This is a genomic window from Mesorhizobium sp. P160927 (assembly GCF_057766385.1).
The window spans coordinates 3,959,112-3,980,422 of the sequence record NZ_JBYMDW010000001.1 but is presented as its reverse complement, the minus strand read 5'-3'; the positions used below and the strand labels follow the sequence as shown (position 1 = coordinate 3,980,422).

Here is a 21,311-nt window from a genome sequence, read left to right as displayed (position 1 = left end):
CTCTACGCCATCTCCGGCTTCAGACCCATTGCCGTGCGGTCGACGATTTCGCGCAGGGCGAAGGACGAATTGATCTTCGTCACATGCGGCATCGCCGACAGCCATTCCTTGTGGATGCGCTCGTAGTCGACGAGATCCTTGGCCGCGATCCGCAGGATATAGTCGTACTCGCCCGACATCAGGTGGCACGACAGCACGTTGGGGCAGCGTTTGATCGCTGCCTCGAAATCCGACAGCGTCTTCTCGAACTGGCCGGAGAGCGATATGTGGACGATCGCCGTCATCTGGTGGCCAAGGGCCGCGTTGGACAGCCGGGCGTGATAGCCGCGGATGGTTCCGGACTTCTCTAGATTGTCGAGCCGGCGAGAGCAGGCCGACTGCGATAGGCCGACCTTCTCGGCAAGCGCCGCGTTCGGCATCCGCCCGTCCTTCTGCAAAGTCTCCAGAATGGCGATATCAATCCTGTCGAGCAGCATTTTTCGTGATTCCTGCGAAAAAGCGTAAGATTTTTGCAACGAGTATCGAAACCAGCCTGTTCACGCAAGCGCATTCGCAAACACCTGCACGCCGATTCATGGTTCACTCCAGCACTACAGGGAGTGAGCCCAAAAGGGCCCGGATCAGGAGAAGAAAATGCGCATCGGCTGCCCCAAGGAAATCAAGAACCATGAATACCGTGTCGGCCTAACGCCAGGCTCGGTCCGCGAATATGTCGCCCATGGCCACGAAGTGCTGGTCGAGACCGGCGCGGGCGCCGGCATCGGTGCCGATGACAACGCCTATCGCGCCGCTGGCGCCGTCATCGCCGAGACGGCCGCCGACGTGTTCGCCAAGTCGGACATGATCGTCAAGGTCAAGGAACCGCAGCCCAATGAATGGGCGCAGCTGCGCGAAGGCCAGATCCTGTACACCTATCTCCATTTGGCTCCTGATCCGGAGCAGACCAAGGGCCTGCTCGCCTCGGGCGTCACCGCGATCGCCTACGAAACCGTGACCGATGATCGTGGCGGCCTGCCGCTGCTGGCGCCGATGTCGGAAGTCGCAGGCCGCTTGTCGATCCAAGCCGGCTCCACGGCGCTGCAGAAGGCCAATGGCGGCCGCGGCGTGCTGCTCGGCGGAGTGCCCGGCGTGCTGCCCGGCAAGGTCACCGTGCTTGGCGGCGGCGTCGTTGGTCTGCACGCGGCCCGCATGGCCGCCGGCCTTGGCGCGGATGTCACCATTATCGACCGCTCGATCCCGCGCCTGCGCCAGCTTGACGACCTCTTCGCCGGCCGGATCCACACCCGCTACTCGACCGTCGAGGCGCTCGAGGAAGAATGCTTCTCCGCCGACATCGTCGTCGGCGCCGTACTCATCCCGGGCGCCGCCGCACCGAAGCTCGTCAGCCGCGAAATGCTGTCCGGCATGAAGAAAGGCTCGGTACTGGTCGATGTCGCGATCGACCAGGGCGGCTGCTTCGAGACCTCGCACGCGACCACCCATGCCGAGCCCACCTACGAGGTCGACGGCGTGATCCACTACTGCGTTGCCAACATGCCAGGTGCCGTGCCGGTGACCTCGGCCCACGCGCTCAACAACGCGACGCTGCACTATGGTCTGCAACTCGCGGACAAGGGCCTGAAGGCTCTGGTCGATGACCATCACCTGCGCAACGGCCTCAATGTCCACAAGGGTAAGATTACCAACCGCGCGGTCGCCGAAGCGCTCGGCTACGAACTGGTCGAGCCGAAAGCAGTGCTGGCGGCTTAAGGCTTCCTTCAGTCTTCCCCGCCGGCTCGAACCGGCGGGTTTGTTCTAGAGCAATCGGCACAGGCAACAAAAAAGCGGAGCCAAAGCCCCGCTTCCTCGATATCGAGATTGCCGCCGGTTCATCCGCAGTCGGCCAATCGATCGACACTGGCTTTCTAGCGCGTATATGCGACAGCAGTACGACAGAGACTTTCTGCCGCCAATCCTAGATCTCATGCGCGCTCGACGCGGCACTGATAGCAATTGTTGCGGGCCGAGCGGACATGCACATAGGCAATGTCCTCACGCTCCAACAAAGTCTCGGCTCGTGCGGCAATTGCTGCGGTCGGGATGACGCCACCGCTGCCGTAGACGATGCGATCATCGCCGCCATAGCCGCGCACGATATACTCTGGGCTGTCGAGGATCTCCGGCGGCTCCCCTGTCCCGGCGGCACGTTCGCATTCCTGGGCATGCAGGAAGATCGGCCCGGTTTCTGCATAGGGCTGAGGGTCTGGAAATGGCCGGTAGGCGAGGATGAGATAGACATCGCCGGCGGCGATATTCCTGAGGCAATGACGGCAGGGCATCCCGTCGCCGTCAGAGACTTTCCGCTCGGGCGTCCGGCCATAGGCATCGGGGCCGCCGCGCTGCAGGGCCCTGACATTTTCGGTCGGCAGAGCTGTGAATAGGATGGTCATCGCAAGATCTCCGGTACTGGTGACCGGAAACTATGCGCTCGCCGCCGTGCTTCCCACCCGATTCCCGCCAAGCGTCGTCAGATCGACCCTTTCGAGCTCAAGGAAGGCCACCGAAATCGGCTAATCAGTTCGACAATCCTTTGATGAATTGCCGAAGCAGCGGCAGATTCCGGCTGAGTTACGGCCGCATGACGCTGGCCGAGCGCTCGGCGAAAGGTAGGGGATGCACGACTTCCTTCTTCTGCGCGACCGGCTGGAAACCGAGCTTCTGGTAGAGCGGTAGCGCGGCCGGGTGGTCGAGCGTGCAGGTCTGCACCGTCACCCTTTTCGGCCCATATGACCATGCGGCGGCAATCGCCGAACCAAGGAACCAGCGACCGATGCCTTGACCGGTGGCATGTTCCATCATGCCGAAATAGGCGAGTTCGACTTCCTCGGGCAGATGCGGCTTGAGATCGAAGAAGCCGGCTGGCGCACCGTCGAGATAGAGCACCCTGATATCGCGATCCTCGCGGTGGATTCCGGCCGACAACTCATCGTCATTCAGCCTCAGAACGTTCACCCACTGCCATTTGCGTCCCACCCGGTCCATGAGATAGCGATAAAAATGCAAGGGAATGTCCCTGGTCTTCAGCAGCGCTACCTGGCGGTTGTAGGGTACCGGTGGCGAGACGGGCGGCGGGGCATGCATTTCGAGAAAAGTCACAGTGACCTCAATGTCCTGCAGCACGCCGTTTTCCATCAATTCATTCCTTGCCGGTCGTTGCTGGGCCGGTCTTTGCTGGGCCGGTCTTTGCTGGGCCGGTCGTTGCTGGGCCGGTCGTTGCTTGGCCGCTCGTTGCTGGGCCAGTGGTCGTTGGGCCGGTCACGACTGGTGTATCGGACAATCCGCCCCACTCGGTCCATGAGCCGTCATAAAGCCTGTTATCGGTATGGCCAAGCGTCTCCAGCGCCAGCGTGACCACCGCGGCGGTGACGCCGGAGCCGCAGGATGTAACCACGGGTCCGGACAGGTCGATACCGGCGTCCTCGATCACTTTGCGCAAACGGTTCCTCGGCAGCAGCCTGCCGTTTTCCGAGAGCGCGGAGTACGGTACATTGCGCGCGCCCGGCATGTGACCGGAGCGGATCCCCGCACGAGGCTCGGGTTCGCTGCCGGTGAAGCGGCCCGGCCCGCGGGCATCGGCGATCTGGCCTGCCTTTGTATCGACAAGCCGGCGCATATCGGCCAGACCGACGACGCGACCGGCGTCGAAATCGGCATGAAAGACGCTTGGCGCGATCTTCGTCGGCTCGGCCGTTACCGGCCGCCCGGTCGCCTTCCAGCCGTCGAAGCCGCCGTCCAGAATATAGGTCTGGAAGACACCCATGATCCGGAACATCCACCATGCCCGCGGTGCGGAGAAAAAGCCCGGGCCATCATAGACGACGACGGTGTCATCAGCCGACACGCCCATTGAGCCGACATATTGGGCGAAATACTGCGGCGATGCGAGCGTGTGGGGCAAGGCAGCGTCAGGATCCGAAACCGCGTCCTGGTCCAGGAAACGGGCGCCAGGAATATGAGCCGCATCATACTCGGCGCGCGCGTCGCGCTTTTGTGCAGGCAGATACCAGGAGGCGTCTACGATCGTCAGGCCCGGCTGGCCCAAGCGCCCCTGCAGCCAGTCCGCATCGACGGTAAAAGGACTATCCTCGGCCATTCTTTTCTCCTGCCGCCTTTTGACGCTGTTCAGTTCGCCGGCATAGGACCGAAGCGGATGCGGAAGCGCCTGTTCTCCCGGCCCTTCTTTTCGATCTTGCCGATGTGGATCTCGCCGATTTCGCCGGTGCTCCTCACATGGGTGCCGCCGCAGGGCTGGCTGTCCACCGAGGCGTTGTCACCGATGCAGACCAGACGGATCTTGCCGGTGCCAACAGGCGGCCGGACGTTCTTGGACTTCACCAAACCAGGGTTCGCGGCCAATTCCTCGTCGCTGATAAGCCTGGTGAAGATGGGATGATCAGCCCGCACCAGATCCATCATGCCGGCGGTTACCTCTTCCTTGGTGAAGCTGGCGTCTGGAATGTCAAAATCGACACGGCTGTCGTCCTCGGAAACCGCCGCCCCGGTGATCGGGAACGGACAGATGACGGTGAGCAGATGGCAAGCCGAGTGCATGCGCATCAGCAGATGCCGACGCTCCCACGAGATTGCCAGCTTCACCCGCTCGCCAACGGCCAGTGGCGCCTGCGCGAGCACCGGCACGTGGATGATCTCATCCTTGTTCTCGCCTGATATGGTTGCGGCGATGTCGATGCCGCTACCGTCGGCACGCTCCAACGTGCCGCTATCGCCCGGCTGGCCGCCCGAGGTGGCGTAGAAGATCGTCCGGTCGAGGATGATGCCGCCGCGCTCATTGATGGCGACGACCGTGGCGTCAGCCGTCGTGAGATAGGCGTCGTCGCGAAACAGCGCTTCGGTCCTGTGCGCCATCACGCGACCTTCTCGAAGGGCACCGAAATCTTGCTCTGCAATTCCATCCAGCCTGGTACAGGCAGTTGCTTTTCGCGCAGGAATTCGGGGTTGAACAGCTTCGACTGGTAGCGCGTCCCGTAGTCGCAAAGGATCGTCACGATGGTGTGGCCCGGACCCAATTCCGCAGCGAGGCGCATCGCGCCGGCAATGTTGATGCCGGTCGACCCGCCGACGCACAGGCCTTCCTCCTGGATCAGGTCGAAGACGATCGGCAGCGCGTCCTCATCCCTGATCTGGTAGGAGAAGTCAGGTGTGAAGCCTTCGAGATTTGCGGTGATGCGCCCCTGCCCAATACCTTCGGTGATCGAACTGCCTTCGGACTTCAGCTCGCCGCTGGTGTAGAAACTGTAGAGCGCTGCGCCGAGAGGGTCGGCGAGCGCGATCTTGACGTTCTTGCTCTTGGCTTTCAATCCGAGCCCGACACCGGCCAGCGTTCCGCCTGACCCGACCGCCGAGACAAAACCGTCGACCTTGCCCCCGGTCTGGGCCCAGATTTCCTCGGCCGTCGTGCGGATATGGCCATCGCGGTTGGCGACATTGTCGAACTGGTTGGCCCAGATCGCGCCGTTCGGTTCGCTCCTGGCCATCTGCTCCGCCAGCCGTCCCGACAGTTTCACGTAGTTGTTGGGATTCCTGTAAGGCACGGCCGGCACTTCGATCAGCTCGGCGCCGAGCAACCTGATCGTGTCCTTCTTTTCCTGGCTCTGCGTATCCGGAATGACGATGACGGTGCGATAGCCCAGCGCCTTGGCGACGAGCGTCAGCCCGATGCCGGTATTGCCGGCGGTCCCCTCGACGATGACACCGCCCGGCTGCAACAGGCCGCGTTGTTCGGCATCACGGATGATGAACAGGCCGGCGCGATCCTTAACCGACTGCCCCGGATTCATGAACTCGGCCTTTCCCAGGATCTCGCAGCCAGTTTCTTCGGAAGCCTTGTTGAGGCGGATCAGGGGCGTGTTGCCGATCGCGTCGATCACTGAACGGGGCATTCGGGATTCCTTGTATGCGTGCGCCGAACCCTAGAAACCCAACGCTTAGGTTTCAAGGCAAGAATTCGTCTGGGCCAGTCGCATTTCCGGCGCTGCGGTGTATGGATGTCGCGGGGACCGGCTGGACACCCGACAGTTCATTTGCACCCGGCGTCGAGAAGCACTCTTTTCATTCGATTCCTCCACCGATAGAGCAAGACATCAACAACTCGGCAGGGCGCAGCATGACACTCTATCGGGCCGATCCGAAACACGGCGTAGCCTGGGTCACTGGCGGCAGCAGCGGCATCGGCCGCTCGCTGGCGCGGGATCTGGCGTCACAAGGCTATGCGGTGGCGGTGACAGCGCTGGACGACGATCCGATCGACACGCTCATCGTCGAGACCGCGCAGATGCCGGGCAAGGTCGTGTCCTTTCCCTGCGACGTCACCGACGAGCCGCGCATGGCAAGAACGGTCGCCGCGATCGAGAACGACCTCGGACCGATCGTGCTCGCCATCTTCAATGCCGGCAATTACATCTCGACACCCGGAGAGTCCCTCGTCGTCAAGGACTTTCGCCGCTCCTTCGAAGTCAACTATTTCGGCATCATCCATGGGCTGGTGCCTGTCGTCGAGCATATGCGGGTGCGGGCACGTGGCCATGTCGTTCTGGTCGGCTCGGTGACCGCCTATTTCGGCTGGCCGACCACGGCGGCCTATGGCGGTACGAAGGCGGCGATCAACATTCTGGCCGAGTCGCTGAAATATGATTTCGACAAGATGAACATCCGCGTCCAGGTGATTAACCCCGGTTTTGTCGACACGCCGTTGACCGAAAAGAACATGCTGCCGATGCCTGGCCTGATGCCGGTCGGCCGCGCGACGCGCCGCATGATGCGGGGAATCAAATCCGGCGGCTTCGAAGTGACCTTCCCGTACAGAACGAGCTGGCCGCTGAAATTTCTCGGCATGCTGCCAAGGCCGCTATGCCGATGGGTGATCAGCCTGACGACCAGCTGGAAAGCACGCCCACTGCATTATGAGCGCAAACCGCCCAACAAATAGATGCCCACAGGATTGGTGGCTGGGCCGCCTGAACCGCCGTTGCCTGTTCATGGCCACCACCATAGTCTGAATGTTGTTGCATGGAGTTTGCGATGGGGCGACGGATCGTGCTTGCTGTGCTGGGCCTGATCGCCATCCTTGCACTGACCTTCCTATTGGGTCCACGCGTACCCGTCGATACCACGATCCGCTTCGATCCTTCCGCCATTGGCGACGACCCGCAAGCCTATGTGGCAAAAGTGGAGGCAGCCATACCCGGTATCCGTGATGGGCTGGAGAAGGAGATCGTCTGGGCCGACCCGATGGTGCATGCAAAGACGCCGCTATCGATCGTCTACATCCACGGCTTTTCCGCATCGAAGGGCGAGATCCGGCCCTTGCCCGACGACGTGGCCGACCAGCTCGACGCCAACCTGTTCTACACTCGCCTCACCGGCCACGGGCAGGACGGCGCGGCGATGACGCAAGGCAGCGTCAATGCCTGGATCAACGACTATGAGGAGGCGCTCGCCATCGGCCGGGCAATCGGCGACAAGGTGATCGTCATCTCGACATCGACCGGCGGCTCGCTGGCGGCCTGGGCGGCGACGCAGCCCAGGGCATCCGAGGGTGTGGCGGCCATTGCATTCATCTCGCCCAATTTCGGCGTGAAAGCATCCGGCGCCGAGATCCTGACCATGCCCTGGGGCAAGCAGATCGCCGAACTCGTCGCCGGCAAGGAACGTAGCTTCGCGCCACGCAACGCGCTGCATGAGAAATTCTGGACCACCAGATATCCGATCGCCGCGACGATGCCCATGCAGGCGCTGACCGACCTTGCCTATGGCGCGCCGGTGGAGAAGGCGACCATTCCCGCCCTGTTCATCTTCTCGGATATAGACAAGGTCGTGCGACCCGACCGCACGCGTGAGATCGCCGCGCGCTGGGGTGCCCCGCATGAGCTGGTGCCCATCGAAAGCACTGGCGATCCAGACAACCATGTCATTGCCGGCGACGCGCTGTCGCCATCCACCACCGGATTCCTGGCGCAACGGATTGCCGTCTGGATCCAAGCAGTGGCGAAGTAAGGGTCGAAGACAAAAACGACGGCTGAAGCAATGCTCAGCCGCCGTTTTATTTGTAGTCGGGCACGAGGCAACCGCCAAGAACTGGCCGGTTACCGCAGGGGTTCGTTAGGCAGCCCGTGCCGCCGGACGCTTGCCGCCGAAGCGGCGCTTGTTGTTGCCCTTGAAGGGTTTTGCACCTTCCGGCTTGCGCTCACCGGCAAAGGCCGGCTTGTCGCCGAAACGCTTCTTGCTGAAACCGCTATTCGGCTTCTTCTCGCCGCCCGGCCGCCTGCCATCGCGACGGCCATTGCGGTCGCGATCGTTGGCGGGTTCGAAGCGCTCGTTCTTTTCCGCCGGATTGCGTGCCGGATCGGGGCTGCCGAGATGGTCGGCAACGATTGGCAGCTTGGTGCGGATGATGCGCTCGACCTGGCGCAGCTTGCTATTCTCCGAAGGATCGCAAAGCGTGAGCGCGATGCCATCCATACCGTTGCGGCCGGTGCGGCCGATGCGGTGGACATAGCTTTCGGCTTCGTCCGGCAGGTCGAAATTCACGACATGGCTGATGCCGGGCACGTCGATGCCGCGCGCGGCGATGTCGGTCGCGACCAGAATGCGCACCGATCCATCACGGAAATCGTTCAGTGCCTTCTGACGGGCATTCTGCGATTTGTTGCCGTGAATGACGGCGGCCTTGAAGCCGTCGCGCTCGAGGTCCTTGGTCACCCGGTCCGCGCCATGCTTGGTGCGCGAAAAGATGATGACGGACTTCATCGCTTCGTCGGCGAGCATCGTCGACAGCACCTGGCGCTTCTGCTTGGTGCGGGCGAAGACGACGCCCTGCACGATCTCGGCGGCCGCGGTGCTTTGCGGCGAGACCTCGATGCGGACCGGGTTCTTCAGGAGGCCCTTGGCGAGTTCGGCGATCTCGTCCGGCATGGTGGCCGAGAACAGCGCCGTCTGGCGGTCGGGCGCGGTCGCCTTGGCGATGCGCTTGACGTCGTTGATGAAGCCCATGTCGAGCATGCGGTCGCCCTCATCCAGCACCAGCCATTTGGTGTCGGAGAGGATGAGGTCGCCCTCGCGCACCAGGTCGGTCAACCGGCCCGGGGTGGCGATGAGGATATCGACGCCGGGAGCAACCTTCTTCACCTGGCTGAAGCGCGAGACACCGCCCAGCACGAGTGCCGTCGAGACATGCGCGCCCTTGGCGAGGATCTTGATGGTGTCCTCGATCTGCACCGCGAGTTCGCGGGTCGGCGCCAGGATCAGCGCGCGGGTCGTCTTGGCGCGCCGCTTGGTGCCGAGTGCGATGATCTTCGACAGGATCGGCAGCGCGAAGGCAGCGGTCTTGCCGGAGCCGGTCTGGGCGATGCCGAAAATGTCACGGCCTTCCAGCTGCGGCGGGATCGCCTGCATCTGGATCGGCTTCGGTTCGGCGAAGCCGGCATTGTGGGTGGCCTTGAGCAGCGCACCAGTAATTCCCAGCGCCGCGAACCCGGAGAGTTCCGCGGTGTCGTTGCCGGGCAATGTGTTTTCGTTGGTCAAAATAATCTTCTTTCACGCGGCCTCTGGCCGCAAACGTCAATGGCGGCAGGGCGCAACCTGCCGTCGAAAATTTGATATGAAACGACAAGGCGGGCGGACGCGGGCGTCCACTCGGCTGCGCTGCCGTGCCCGCAGGCATCATGCCACGGGGCTTTTTTCGCCACTTTGTGATGTACCGGAAGAGGGGCCGATATACCGGAAAGAGGGAAAGCAGACGCAACCAGTCTCATTTGTCGAGAAGGCCGGAATCTCCCGGCCCAAGCGCCTATGGGCTGCATATGGCTGAGTTCGCCCCGGAATGCAAGAGGCGCGATGCTGCGGTGCAGCAAAATCCAACCAAAAGCCGACGCTTGCACTCGCCGACTGGCATCATTACCACAAATGCAGCTTCCGATTTTGGGGACCGAACGATGAAGGACGTGCTGAAGGAACTCGAGCGGCGGCGCGACATCGCCCGGATGGGTGGCGGCCAAGCCCGTATCGATGCGCAGCACAAGAAGGGCAAGCTCACCGCGCGCGAACGCATCGAGGTGTTTCTCGACGAAGGCTCGTTCGAAGAATTCGACATGTATGTCGAGCACCGCTCGACCGATTTCGGCATGGAGAAGACAAAGATCGCCGGCGACGGCGTCGTCACCGGCTGGGGCACGATCAATGGCCGCCCGGTTTACCTCTTCGCCAAGGATTTCACCGTGTTCGGCGGTTCGCTGTCGGAAGCCCATGCCGAGAAGGTCATCAAGGTGCAGGAGATGGCGCTGCGCAACCGTGCGCCAATCATCGGCCTCTACGACGCCGGTGGGGCGCGTATCCAGGAGGGCGTCGCAGCCCTCGGCGGCTATGCCGAGATTTTTCAGCGCAACGTGCTTGCGTCCGGCGTTATACCGCAGATTTCTGTGATCATGGGGCCGTGCGCCGGCGGTGACGTCTATTCGCCCGCCATGACCGACTTCATCTTCATGGTGCGCGACACCTCCTACATGTTCGTCACCGGGCCGGACGTGGTGAAGACCGTGACCAATGAGACGGTGACCGCCGAGAGCCTCGGCGGCGCGTCGGTGCACACGACGAAGTCCTCGATCGCCGACGGCGCCTATGACAATGACGTCGAGGCGCTCTTGCAGATGCGGCGGCTGATCGACCTGTTACCAGCTTCCAACACGTCGGAGATCCCCGAGATCGAATGCTACCAGTCGGTCACCGACCATGACATGTCGCTCGACCGGCTGATCCCCGACAACGCCAACAAGCCCTACGACATCAAGGAATTGATCCTGAAGGTCGCCGATGAGGGCGACTTCTTCGAGATCCAGCAGAGTTTCGCCAAGAACATCGTCACCGGTTTCGGCCGAGTCGAAGGCCGAACCGTCGGCTTTGTCGCCAACCAGCCGATGGTGCTGGCCGGCGTGCTCGATTCCGACGCCAGCCGCAAGGCGGCGCGCTTCGTGCGCTTCTGCGACTGTTTTTCTATTCCCATCGTCACCTTCGTCGATGTTCCAGGCTTTTTGCCGGGCACGGCGCAGGAATATGGCGGGCTGATCAAGCACGGCGCCAAGCTGCTTTTCGCCTATGCCGAGGCGACCGTGCCGAAGATCACCGTCATCACCCGCAAAGCCTATGGCGGCGCCTATGATGTGATGGCGTCAAAACATCTGCGCGGCGACATGAACTATGCCTGGCCGACGGCGCAGATCGCCGTCATGGGGGCGAGAGGCGCGGTCGAGATCATCTACCGCAAAGACATCGGCGATGCCGAAAAGATCGCGGCCCATACAAAGGCTTACGAGGACCGCTTCCTGTCGCCTTTCGTGGCCGCCGAGCGCGGCTATGTCGACGAGGTGATCATGCCGCATTCGACCCGCCGCCGCGTAGCGCGCGCGCTACGCATGCTGCGCAACAAGGATATGCAGAACCCCTGGAAGAAGCACGACAATATCCCGCTGTGAACGGGTGTCGCGGTCATCGCTCAAATGTGGTTGATCAGCGCCCGCCTCCGGCAGCCACCAGGTCGCGCAGCACCGGCACTATCGCCAGCGGCAAATCCTCGGCGATCAACCCCGGTCCGAACCGACTGCCGGCCTCGGCATGGATCCAGACCGCCGCGCAGGCTGCTTCGAAAGCCAGCATGCCTTGGGCAAGCAGGCCGGCCGTGATGCCGGACAACACATCGCCCGATCCTGCGGTGGCAAGCCAGGCCGCGCCGTTGGAATTGATCGCCGCCCTGCCATCGGGAGCGGCGATCACCGTGTCGGCGCCCTTGTAGACGATGACGGCATTGGCGCGCGCGGCCGCCGCGCGTGCCTTGTCCAGCTTGGACGAGACATTGTCATCGGCGATGTCAGCAAACAGCCTGGCGAACTCGCCTTCGTGCGGTGTCATCACCAGCGCGGGCGCGCCCGGCCCGCGGGCGGCTTCGAACAAGATATCCGGCGCCTCACGAAACGAGGTGATCGCGTCGGCGTCGAAGACCAGGCCGCCAATTCCGGTGGACGCGACCGCCGGCTTGCCCGACGCGAGTAGCACAAGTGCGAACGCCCGGGTTTTTTCGCCGATGCCAAAGCCGGGTCCGAGAACAAAAGCCGATAGCCGGCGCTCCCCGACGAATGCTTCAATGTCGGCAGCATCGTCGGCCTTGCGCAGCATGATCGAGGTCAGGTGCGCGGCATTGACCTGCATGGCGTTGCCCGGCGACAGAACCGTCACCGCCCCTGCCCCGCTTCGGGCAGCGGCTAGCGCTGAGAGCCGCGCCGCGCCGGTGGCGCTCGGCCCGCCGGAAAAGACGCCGACATGGCCGCGCTTGTATTTATGAGCGTCGACGGCCGGCACCGGCAAACCGCGCGACCAGAGTGCCGGTCCGTTCTCGAAGGTCCGGGGCTGGAGCCTTGCAATCACGTCATCGCCGATTCCGATACCGGCAAGCACGACCTCGCCGCATCGCTCCCGGCCGGGCAGGAGCAGATGGCCTGGCTTCTTGCGCGCGAAGGTCACGGTGAGGTCCGCCGAAAAGGACGTGCCGAGCACCTTGCCGCTGTCACCTGAAATGCCGGAAGGCAGGTCGACCGCGACAACCGGCAAATGCAGCTTGGCGGCCAGATCGACCGCCCTGGCGGCTTCGCCGGACAGCGGCTTGGACAGCCCTGCCCCATAAAGCGCATCGACCACGATCGAGCAGGGACCGGCATCAAAGTCCGATAGCGGCCGGGGTTTGATGGGGCATTCCGCGGCGGCGAGTGCCGCGTCGCTATCCGGCCTCGGCGGGCCAGACGTCCAGACCGTGGTGGCGACACCGCTGCCAGCCAGAATGCGAGCGACGACATAACCGTCGCCGCCATTGTTGCCCGGGCCGCATAACACATGGACATGCGCCGCGGAGGGATAGCGGCTGAGCACTTCGGTCGCGACGGCCTGCCCGGCACGGCGCATCAATCCAATGCCGTCGATTGGACCTGCTGCAATTGTCAGCCGATCCGCCTCGCCCATCTCGGCGGACGTAAGAAGTTCGTGGCTCATGGATTGCCGATCCGCATTCGATCAAGCATTGTCCAGTTTTCGGCTCGACGCAAACGGGGAGGAGTTGGCGCTGTCATGACCACGTCGACCGGCGCGAGGATTGCAAGCACGGATCTGCCCGCAGGATGAGCAATTTGCCCGAATATTGGGCAGACATGCACAGTCGTGCCGGGTAGGCTGCAGCCATCCATGCCGCTTCCGATGCAGCGAATGACGCGAATTTGCATCCGGGGGTGACATGACTTTGAAATCGTATGACACCGCTTCTGTTCCCTGCGACTGGCACAGTTCGTGCTTGATTGAGGCGCAAGCGGGGGCTCACAACCCGTTTTTTTGGCAGTGGAGGCCACTTTTTACATGAAAAAGATCGAAGCGATCATCAAGCCATTCAAGCTGGACGAAGTGAAGGAAGCGCTTCAGGAGGCCGGACTGCAAGGCATTACCGTTACCGAGGCCAAAGGCTTCGGCCGCCAGAAGGGTCATACCGAACTCTACCGCGGCGCTGAATATGTCGTCGACTTCCTGCCCAAGGTGAAAATCGAGGTCGTGCTCGGCGACGATGCCGTGGAAGGCGCGATTGAAGCTATCCGCAAGGCGGCCCAGACCGGCCGCATCGGCGACGGCAAAATCTTCGTCTCCAACATCGAGGAAGTGGTGCGCATCCGCACCGGCGAAACCGGAATGGACGCGGTTTGATCCGAGCGGGCCGTCCTCTAAGAAACGTCATCCATCAAAAAACGTCAGCACACAGGGATACATGACATGACGACAGCCAAAGACATCATGAAGCAGATCAAGGACAACGACGTTAAATTCGTCGACCTGCGCTTCACCGACCCGAAGGGCAAGCTGCAGCACGTCACCATGGATGTCGTCGAGGTCGAGGAAGACATGTTCGCCGACGGTGTAATGTTCGACGGCTCCTCGATCGCAGGCTGGAAGGCCATCAACGAATCCGACATGGTGCTGATGCCCGACCCGGACACCGTCCACATGGACCCGTTCTTCGCGCAGTCGACCATGGTCATCCTGTGCGACATTCTCGATCCGGTCTCCGGCGAATCCTACAACCGCGACCCGCGCGGCACCGCCAAGAAAGCCGAGGCCTACATGAAGTCGGAAGGCATCGGCGACACCATCTATGTCGGCCCGGAAGCCGAGTTCTTCGTGTTCGATGACGTGAAATACAAGGCCGATCCCTATAACACAGGCTTCAAGCTCGATTCGACGGAACTGCCGTCGAACGACGACACCGATTACGAGACCGGCAATCTCGGCCACCGTCCGCGAGTCAAGGGCGGCTATTTCCCGGTGCCGCCGATCGATTCGGCGCAGGACATGCGCTCCGAAATGCTGACCGTACTCGCCGAAATGGGCGTGCGCGTCGAAAAGCACCACCACGAGGTCGCCGCCGCCCAGCACGAGCTCGGCATCAAGTTCGACGCGCTTGTCCGCAACGCCGACAAGATGCTGATCTACAAGTACGTCGTGCACCAGGTCGCCAATGCCTATGGCAAGACGGCCACCTTTATGCCGAAGCCGATATTCGGCGACAACGGCTCGGGCATGCACGTCCATATGTCGATCTGGAAGGGTGGCAAGCCGACCTTCGCCGGCAATGAATATGCCGGCCTGTCGGAAAACTGCCTGTTCTTCATTGGCGGTGTCATCAAGCACGCCAAGGCGATCAATGCCTTCACCAACCCGCTGACCAACTCCTACAAGCGACTGGTGCCGGGCTATGAAGCGCCGGTGCTGCTTGCCTATTCGGCGCGCAACCGCTCGGCCTCCTGCCGCATCCCGTTCGGCTCGTCGCCGAAGGCCAAGCGCGTCGAGGTCCGCTTCCCCGATCCGGGCGCGAACCCCTACCTGGCGTTCTCGGCGCTGCTGATGGCCGGCCTCGATGGGATCAAGAACAAGATCCACCCGGGACAGCCGATGGACAAGGATCTCTACGACCTGCCGCCGAAGGAACTGAAGAAGATCCCGACCGTCTGCGGTTCGCTGCGCGAAGCGCTCCAGAGCCTCGACAAGGACCGCGGCTTCCTGAAGGCTGGCGGCGTCTTCGACGACGACCAGATCGACAGCTATATCGAGCTCAAGATGGCCGAAGTGATGCGCTTCGAGATGACCCCGCATCCGGTCGAGTACGACATGTATTATTCGGTCTAGGAATCCGCTCGAACAATGTTTCAAGGCCCTTGAAGGTTTTCCCCCTTCAAGGGCTTTTTGCCGAAAAGGCTCATCGATGGATTGCGTGCGGCCAGCCACGCAACGATGGCCAACTTCCTTTTTTGGAGGACGCAATCAATCGCCAGGAGCGAGCGGCACACTGCCTCAGGCTGCAATGCCCGCTCGTCCGGCGCCCCCGCCAATGCCGTCGTTCACGAAACCCCCGCCCCGTTCGAACAGCATCGCTTGGCGTAACCCCAAGGCCACGAATACGCATGCCGCGGCGTGGCCTGTCAACGCCGCCACACGGAGGCATAAATCGCCGATTTCAATGTATGAACAGTGGCTTATATAAAGGATCGCTGGCGTACGGACCGAGCTGAAACAGGCTGTTTTCCGGGCTTTTTCAATGAAAACTTGGAAATGCACGAGACGAGTGGCGGCAAGGAGCGTCCACCAAAGCCCCTCGTTTCGGTGGAACCGCTCGTTATTTTTCAACCTGACTTTTTTTGGGGGAATTCGCCGCTCCGGGGCAGTCGGTGACGACGCTGACCGCGCGTGGCGTCATGTCGGGTCGGTAAAAAGAAAGGCCCGGGCGCTTCCGCCCAGGCCTGTATTGCAAGAACATCCATCTGCCGCGCATTGATGCGCGCCGTAAAACGGATCATGCGGCGGCAGAAATCTCTGCGCTCGCCGAGACCGAAGCGATCGTCTTCAGGATCTGCGAGGCGATCTGGTAGGGGTCGCCCTGCGAGTTCGGACGACGGTCTTCCAGATAGCCCTTGTAATCGTTCTTGACGAACGAATGCGGGACGCGGATCGAGGCGCCGCGATCGGCGATGCCATAGCTGAACCTGTTCCACGGCGCGGTCTCGTGCTTGCCGGTCAAACGTTTGTCGTTGTCCGGGCCGTAGACGGCGATGTGGTCCATCAGGTTCTTGTCGAAAGCCGCCATCAGCGCTTCGAAATAGGCCTTGCCGCCGACTTCACGCATATAGGCGGTCGAGAAATTGGCATGCATGCCCGAGCCGTTCCAGTCGGTGTCGCCGAGGGGCTTGCAGTGGTATTCGATGTCGATGCCGTACTTTTCGGTCAAGCGCTGCATCAGATAGCGGGCCATCCACATCTGGTCGGCGGCCTTTTTGGAACCCTTGCCGAAAATCTGGAACTCCCACTGCCCCTTCGCCACTTCGGCGTTGATGCCTTCATGGTTGATGCCGGCCGCGAGGCAGAGATCAAGATGTTCCTCGACGATCTGGCGCGCAACGGAGCCGACATTCGAATAGCCGACGCCGGTATAGTACGGCCCCTGCGGTGCGGGATAGCCGCTCTCGGGGAAGCCGAGCGGACGGCCGTCCTTGTAGAAGAAATACTCCTGCTCGAAGCCGAACCAGGCGCCTTCGTCGTCGAGGATGGTGGCGCGCTTGTTAGATGCATGCGGCGTAACGCCGTCGGGCATCATGACTTCGCACATGACGAGCACGCCGTTGGTGCGGGCCGGATCGGGATAGACCGCGACCGGCTTCAGCACGCAATCGGAGCTATGGCCCTCGGCCTGCTGCGTCGAGGACCCGTCGAAACCCCACAGCGGCAGTTGCTCGAGCGTCGGGAACTCAGCGAATTCCTTGATCTGCGTCTTGCCGCGAAGATTCGGGACGGGGGTGTATCCATCGAGCCAGATATACTCGAGCTTGTATTTGGTCATTCTAGAGCCTCTCGTTGCTTGGACACCGCAAGCAGGCGGATGTCGATGCATGGCCGAAACAGGCCGGCCTGCCGATGGATAAAAAGCAATTCGTGTGCCACTCGGCTGTCGCAGGCTGCGGCAAAATGATCATGCCCAGGCAGTTATTTTAATAAGCCGCCTCAGCAATGCATGCGGATGATCCAGGCGGCAATACTGCTTAAATCATAGGCAAATCATGATCTTTTCATAGGCATATTGCCTAAATGACTCGCAGGACCTATTTTGATGAGAGCTGAATCAATGAGCCTCTGAAAAAGCAGGGAGACCGGCAATGCAAGTCACGCAATCGCGACCGTCGGCGAAAATCCTGATGTTCCCGCTGGCAGCGCGCAGGTCTGCCTTAAATTTAAGCGCCAAGGCCAAATTCGCGGCAGAGCTTGCCGCGCTTCGCGGCGAGCACGCCGATTTCGATGGCTGGTACCACGAGGCCGCCGTTGAGGAAGAAGATCCGCGGCGGAAGAGCTGAACCCTTCCACGTCGATCTTGAAGAAAAAGCCCGGCGCGATCGCTCGCGCCGGGCTTTTCGTTCTGGCCTACCGACTATTCCTTGGCGCGCAGGTCGGTTCCGAGCGTGTCCTTGACGAAGATCATGCCGATGATCAGCGTCATCGCCGCGATGACCACCGGATACCAAAGGCCATAGTAGATATCGCCCTTGTAGGCGCTGAGCGCAAACACCGTCGCCGGCAGCAGGCCGCCGAACCAGCCATTGCCGATGTGGTAGGGCAATGACATGCCCGTGTAGCGAATGCGAGTCGGGAACATCTCGACAAGGATCGCCGCGATCGGTCCATAGACCATGGTCACGAACAGGACCAGGATGAACAGGATGCCGATCGTCATCGGCCAGTTAACCGCCGCCGGATCGGCGAACATCGCAAAGGCACCGCCGCCCGGTATGTTGTAGACGGTGACCTCGGGTGCGCCCGCTGCCTCATCGGCGGTCAAGACCTTGTCCTTAACCGCCTGATCGGTCGGAACCGCTGCCTTCTCGCCGCCGCGGATGGCGGCTGCGTCGAGCTTAAGTTCAGGATTGGCTGCGATGAAGGCATCGAGTTTCTGGTCCGCGACCTTGATCGCCGCTCGCTTCAGCGGATAGCCACCGTCCTGCAAGGACATGTTGACTGCCTTGACGAAGGCGGCTTCCTTAGCCTTGGCCTGATCGCCGGCGGCGACCGCATCGTAAGACGCCACTGTCTCTGTACCGATTTTGACTGACGCGGGCGTCCCGGCCGCAGCCGTCGACACCACTTCATAGGGAACCGAGTTCTTGGTCAGGAACGAAGTCGCGATGTCGCAGGACGTCGTGAACTTCGCCGTGCCCACCGGATTGAACTGGAACTTGCAGTCGCCGGGAGCTGCCGTCACCGTTGCCCGAGTGCTCTGCTGAGCCTTGGCGAGCGCCGGATTGGCGGCCCAGGTCAACGCCTTGAACAGCGGGAAGGTACAGACGATAGCCAGCGCAAGACCAGCCATGATGATCGGCTTGCGGCCGATCTTGTCGGAGAGCCAGCCGAAGACGACGAAGAAGATCGAGCCGATAGCCAGCGCGATGGCGATCATGATGTTGACCGACTGCGCGTCGACCTTCAGCACGTTCTGCAGGAAGAACAGCGCGTAGAACTGGCCATTGTACCAAACCACGGCCTGACCGGCGGTGAGGCCGAGCAGCGCCAGGAGCGCGATCTTGGCGTTCTTCCACTGACCAAAGGCTTCCGAGAGCGGCGCCTTTGAGCCCTTGCCTTCGTCCTTCATCTTCTGGAAGGTCGGAGACTCCGAGAGTGACAACCGGATCCAGATCGAAACGGCGAGTAGCAGGAAAGAGACGATGAACGGAATGCGCCAGCCCCAGGCGGCGTAGGTCTCCTTGCTCAGCGACCCCTGCACGATCAGGATGACGATCAGCGACAGGAACAGGCCGAGCGTCGCTGTTGTCTGGATCCATGAGGTGTAGAAGCCACGGCGGTCATCGGGTGCATGTTCGGCGACATAGGTCGCCGCACCACCATATTCGCCGCCCAGCGCCAAACCCTGTAGCATGCGCAGGACGATAAGGATCACCGGAGCCGCGATGCCCAAGGTTGCATAGCCGGGGAGCAGACCGACCAGGAAGGTCGACAGGCCCATGATAGTCATTGTGACCAGGAATGTGTATTTGCGGCCGACGAGGTCGCCGATGCGACCGAACAGCAGCGCGCCGAACGGGCGAACCAGAAAGCCTGCGGCAAAGGCCAGCAGTGCGAAGATGTTACGCGTTGCCTCGGGAATGGTCGGACTGAAAAAGGTTGAGCCGATGAAAGCCGCCAGTGAGCCGTAGAGATAGAAATCGTACCATTCGAAAACAGTGCCCAGCGAGGAAGCGAAGATGACTTTCTTCTCCTCCCGCGTCATGCCGCGGCTCGTTCCGCCGGCGGTCGATGCCATTGCCATAGGGTTTATCCTCCCGTGAGACCTCGATGCTGTGCGCCGACGTCCGCGTTCTCCTCCGAACGCGGACTCAAAGACGCAGCCAACACAGGGAAAATGGCAGAAAGGGCGGGGAAAGGGCACCGCGACGATGGGATTATGACTTTCGTATTAGGTGCAGTGCGAAGGCGGAGCGAAGCGCTCAGGCCCGCAGTGCTTCGAGCAAGCCGACGGCGGCCATCATGTCCCGTTTGCGAGCGGCGCGGCGCGCGACGGCTTCGGCGTCCTGTCCCCACTGTGCGGTCTGCCAGTCCTCGTCGACATGGCCGGCGGCCCAGGCCTCCTCGCCGTCTAGCTCGCCGAAATCGACCGCCAAGGCCAGCAGTGCCGAGCCGGTCAACGACGTCATGACATGGATGGCGGCAAGGCGCAGCGGTTCGGCGCGTTGCGCCAGATGGCTGCCCAGCACCGCAATGGTTTCGCGCGGTTGCTCGACATGGATGATGCCCTCGGCAAGGTTGAAGCGGGCCCCAAGTGCCGCGCGGGCCCAGTCGATGACGCGATCCCACTGTTCGTTCTGCCGCTCGACCAGCCCTTGCGGGGCATCGGCGCGATAACAGAGCAGATCCGACGAGGCAAACCGCAGAATGTCTTCCAGAACCGCCTGCGGATCGCTGGCCACGCCATCGATGGCGGTGTTGACCAGCCGCATAACCGGCATCGTCATCGGATTGATCGTCTCGCCCTGTTCCGCGAACTCGCCGGCAACCAGCGTCGCGGCCGCCTCGGTTGGCAGCGCCAGCAGTGCTTTGCCCGGCGTGCGCACCGGCTTGCCGTCGAGATGGATGGCAAAGCCACCTTCCACCGGCGCGACCGAGACCTTCTTATAGAAGCGCTTGGGCAGCGGCGTCTTCATCTGAATCTGGGCGCGACGCACCGGATCCGGATCGGAAAGATACTTGCCCGCTTCGAGGTCGTTGAGGATATCACGCATGAAGTGCCTTTCTTACACCGGTATCAGCTTGCGTGCCGGCCGGTTGACGATGACCAGGCCGGCCGCAATCAAGCCAAGTGCAAGAAAAATGCGAATGGTCAGCGGCTCGTTCAAGATGATCGCACCGCTTAAGACACCGAAGACCGGCGACAGGAAGGTGAAGCTGGACAAGCCCGAGGCCGGATAGCGGCGCAGCAGCCAGAACCACAACACATAGGTGAAGGCGACGATATAGATCGCCTGGAAAAGCAGCGCCAATGTCGGCAACAGGGAGGGATCGCGCACCGGCGGGCCGGCAAGAGGCAGGACCATCACGCCAACGATCGCAGCGCCGGCGAGTTGATAGAGCAGCAGTTTTTCCGCACTCGCCTCGACCAGTTTCGATCGTTTGATAAGGATATTGGTCAGGGCCCAGAACAACCCCGAACCGAGGCTCAGGAGATCACCGAACAGCATGTCTCCGCTACCGCCGAGCTTATCGGAAAAGACCGCGGCAAGGCCGGCGAAGGCCAACAGCAGTCCGAGGAACTTGCGCATGGTGATCTGTTCGCCGAGCAGGAAGTGGCCGCCGATCAGCATCCAGAACGGCATTGAGTTGACCAGCAAAGTATTGCGCGCCACGGTCGTATGCTCCAGGCCAACGTAGAGACAAAGGAACTCGACGCCGAAAAGCAAGCCGACCGCGATACCCGCCGGCAATGTCCCATCCCTGGTGAACAGCGCAATGCCGCGCCAGCGACACCAGAGAAAGACGCAGAAACCACCGATGACCGAACGCGCGATCGAGAGGAAGACGGGGTCGTAACCGGCATAAGAGACCTTGGCGGCGACGTAGTTCAGTCCCCAGGAGAATGTCAGGCCGACCATGATCGAGGCGGCGGCCATGTCGACCGCGTCGCGCCGATC

19 protein-coding genes are annotated in these 21,311 nt (G+C 61.8%); 7 read left to right on the top strand and 12 right to left on the bottom strand.

From position 1 onward, the window contains the following. Positions 1–2 precede the first annotated feature (2 nt). Positions 3–476, bottom strand: a complete 474-nt coding sequence (locus tag AC3CB8_RS19420) for an Lrp/AsnC family transcriptional regulator (protein ID WP_352566763.1) — start codon at positions 474–476, stop codon at positions 3–5. Positions 477–633: 157 nt separating this feature from the next. On the opposite strand from AC3CB8_RS19420, the gene ald reads away from it, so the two are divergent. Continuing rightward, complete coding sequence (ald, locus tag AC3CB8_RS19415) at positions 634–1,749, top strand: alanine dehydrogenase (RefSeq protein WP_352566761.1); 1,116 nt, start codon at positions 634–636, stop codon at positions 1,747–1,749. Positions 1,750–1,961: 212 nt separating this feature from the next. Here ald and AC3CB8_RS19410 read toward each other — a convergent pair whose 3' ends face one another. The 5 genes from AC3CB8_RS19410 to AC3CB8_RS19390 all read right to left on the bottom strand — a co-directional run bounded on the left by AC3CB8_RS19410 (position 1,962) and on the right by AC3CB8_RS19390 (position 5,939). After that, positions 1,962–2,429 (bottom strand): DUF1203 domain-containing protein, encoded by a 468-nt coding sequence (locus AC3CB8_RS19410; protein WP_352566759.1) that lies wholly within the window; start codon positions 2,427–2,429, stop codon positions 1,962–1,964. Positions 2,430–2,607: 178 nt separating this feature from the next. Beyond that, complete coding sequence (locus AC3CB8_RS19405) at positions 2,608–3,171, bottom strand: GNAT family N-acetyltransferase (RefSeq protein WP_023773652.1); 564 nt, start codon at positions 3,169–3,171, stop codon at positions 2,608–2,610. Positions 3,172–3,175: 4 nt separating this feature from the next. Next, positions 3,176–4,132 carry a 3-mercaptopyruvate sulfurtransferase gene (gene sseA, locus AC3CB8_RS19400; RefSeq protein ID WP_352566757.1) on the bottom strand — a complete coding sequence of 319 codons (957 nt, stop codon included), beginning with the start codon at positions 4,130–4,132 and terminating at the stop codon, positions 3,176–3,178. Between the two features lie 29 nt (positions 4,133–4,161). Beyond that, positions 4,162–4,905, bottom strand: coding sequence for an alanyl-tRNA editing protein (locus AC3CB8_RS19395; protein WP_023773650.1), 744 nt, complete (start codon positions 4,903–4,905; stop codon positions 4,162–4,164). Next, positions 4,905–5,939, bottom strand: coding sequence for a cysteine synthase A (locus tag AC3CB8_RS19390; RefSeq protein ID WP_023773648.1), 1,035 nt, complete (start codon positions 5,937–5,939; stop codon positions 4,905–4,907). The genes AC3CB8_RS19395 and AC3CB8_RS19390 overlap by 1 nt, the downstream gene beginning before the upstream one ends. Before the next feature lie 224 nt (positions 5,940–6,163). On the opposite strand from AC3CB8_RS19390, the gene AC3CB8_RS19385 reads away from it, so the two are divergent. Together AC3CB8_RS19385 and AC3CB8_RS19380 are read left to right on the top strand one after the other, a co-directional pair. Further along, a complete protein-coding gene (locus tag AC3CB8_RS19385; RefSeq protein WP_023773647.1) occupies positions 6,164–6,985 on the top strand; it encodes an SDR family oxidoreductase in 822 nt (273 codons plus the stop codon). Positions 6,986–7,077: 92 nt separating this feature from the next. Further along, the gene (locus tag AC3CB8_RS19380; protein WP_352566754.1) at positions 7,078–8,052 is read left to right on the top strand and encodes an alpha/beta hydrolase; all 975 of its coding nucleotides are present in this window, start codon (positions 7,078–7,080) and stop codon (positions 8,050–8,052) included. A 105-nt stretch (positions 8,053–8,157) separates the two neighbouring features. Here the strand turns inward: AC3CB8_RS19380 and AC3CB8_RS19375 are convergent, their stop codons facing one another. Next, positions 8,158–9,579 carry a DEAD/DEAH box helicase gene (locus AC3CB8_RS19375; RefSeq protein ID WP_023773645.1) on the bottom strand — a complete coding sequence of 474 codons (1,422 nt, stop codon included), beginning with the start codon at positions 9,577–9,579 and terminating at the stop codon, positions 8,158–8,160. A gap of 410 nt (positions 9,580–9,989) precedes the next feature. Here AC3CB8_RS19375 and AC3CB8_RS19370 point away from each other — a divergent pair, with 410 nt between their 5' ends. After that, positions 9,990–11,522 carry an acyl-CoA carboxylase subunit beta gene (locus AC3CB8_RS19370; RefSeq protein WP_023773644.1) on the top strand — a complete coding sequence of 511 codons (1,533 nt, stop codon included), beginning with the start codon at positions 9,990–9,992 and terminating at the stop codon, positions 11,520–11,522. Between the two features lie 34 nt (positions 11,523–11,556). On the opposite strand, the gene AC3CB8_RS19365 is transcribed toward AC3CB8_RS19370, so the two are convergent. Further along, positions 11,557–13,086 carry an NAD(P)H-hydrate dehydratase gene (locus AC3CB8_RS19365; protein ID WP_352566751.1) on the bottom strand — a complete coding sequence of 510 codons (1,530 nt, stop codon included), beginning with the start codon at positions 13,084–13,086 and terminating at the stop codon, positions 11,557–11,559. 357 nt (positions 13,087–13,443) lie between these two features. On the opposite strand from AC3CB8_RS19365, the gene AC3CB8_RS19360 reads away from it, so the two are divergent. Beyond that, positions 13,444–13,782 carry a P-II family nitrogen regulator gene (locus AC3CB8_RS19360; protein WP_006205430.1) on the top strand — a complete coding sequence of 113 codons (339 nt, stop codon included), beginning with the start codon at positions 13,444–13,446 and terminating at the stop codon, positions 13,780–13,782. A 66-nt stretch (positions 13,783–13,848) separates the two neighbouring features. Next, positions 13,849–15,258: a type I glutamate--ammonia ligase gene (gene glnA / locus AC3CB8_RS19355; protein WP_023773642.1), complete on the top strand. Its 1,410-nt coding sequence runs from the start codon at positions 13,849–13,851 to the stop codon at positions 15,256–15,258. Between the two features lie 664 nt (positions 15,259–15,922). Here the strand turns inward: glnA and AC3CB8_RS19350 are convergent. Next, positions 15,923–16,963 (bottom strand): glutamine synthetase beta-grasp domain-containing protein, encoded by a 1,041-nt coding sequence (locus tag AC3CB8_RS19350; RefSeq protein WP_023773640.1) that lies wholly within the window; start codon positions 16,961–16,963, stop codon positions 15,923–15,925. Positions 16,964–17,276: 313 nt separating this feature from the next. Here AC3CB8_RS19350 and AC3CB8_RS19345 point away from each other — a divergent pair, with 313 nt between their 5' ends. Beyond that, positions 17,277–17,471: a DUF2735 domain-containing protein gene (locus AC3CB8_RS19345; protein ID WP_023773639.1), complete on the top strand. Its 195-nt coding sequence runs from the start codon at positions 17,277–17,279 to the stop codon at positions 17,469–17,471. Between the two features lie 74 nt (positions 17,472–17,545). Here the strand turns inward: AC3CB8_RS19345 and AC3CB8_RS19340 are convergent, their stop codons facing one another. The 3 genes from AC3CB8_RS19340 to AC3CB8_RS19330 form a co-directional block, all read right to left on the bottom strand. Next, positions 17,546–19,435 (bottom strand): MFS transporter, encoded by a 1,890-nt coding sequence (locus tag AC3CB8_RS19340; protein WP_023783952.1) that lies wholly within the window; start codon positions 19,433–19,435, stop codon positions 17,546–17,548. A 178-nt stretch (positions 19,436–19,613) separates the two neighbouring features. Then, complete coding sequence (locus AC3CB8_RS19335; protein WP_023783951.1) at positions 19,614–20,405, bottom strand: ATP12 family chaperone protein; 792 nt, start codon at positions 20,403–20,405, stop codon at positions 19,614–19,616. Positions 20,406–20,417: 12 nt separating this feature from the next. Further along, positions 20,418–21,290 (bottom strand): DMT family transporter, encoded by an 873-nt coding sequence (locus tag AC3CB8_RS19330; RefSeq protein ID WP_051410234.1) that lies wholly within the window; start codon positions 21,288–21,290, stop codon positions 20,418–20,420. Between the last annotated feature and the right edge of the window lie 21 nt (positions 21,291–21,311).